Origin of the sequence: Streptomyces sp. SID12501 (genome assembly GCF_010550245.1) — a bacterium.
Lineage (GTDB): Bacteria > Actinomycetota > Actinomycetes > Streptomycetales > Streptomycetaceae > Streptomyces.
The window spans coordinates 1-411 of sequence record NZ_JAAGLU010000865.1 but is presented as its reverse complement, the minus strand read 5'-3'; the positions used below and the strand labels follow the sequence as shown (position 1 = coordinate 411).

Annotated in this window: 1 protein-coding gene; it reads left to right on the top strand. The window is 74.2% G+C overall.

Annotated elements, in window-relative coordinates; all coding sequences use genetic code 11:
* Positions 1-105: 105 nt before the first annotated feature.
* A complete protein-coding gene (locus G3I71_RS52525) occupies positions 106-237 on the top strand; it encodes a hypothetical protein (RefSeq protein WP_275409466.1) in 132 nt (43 codons plus the stop codon).
* Positions 238-411 lie beyond the last annotated feature (174 nt).

Below are 411 nucleotides of genomic sequence, written 5' to 3'. Positions count from 1 at the left end.
GCAGGGAAGGCCGGCTGACCTCGCCACCCGTGATGAGGAGATGCCCGACGGAGGGAACCGCCCACGTCCTGGCTCGCCCGGGCCGTCCTGCTGCTCCTGGTCCTCGTGACGCTGCTCTTGGCGGGAGGGATCGGCTACGCCGCCCACCGCCACCCCACCCTGGCCGTGCCGATCACGGCGGCGGTGATGGCCGTCTCTCTGATCGTCGTCTGCCTCGGCCTCATTGCGGCACGTTGAACGGGGCGGCCCCCGCGATCGGGTGTGCCGGGGTGCTTCGCCGCCGTCCCGGAGGTCACCGCCACCGCCCGCGCCCACCCAGCCGTCACCGCCGCCACCGCCGTCACCAGTATCGGCGTGAGGGCACCGCGCTGTTCCGCTCGGAGGCTGGCGCCAGACGCGCGGTTCGGGCGC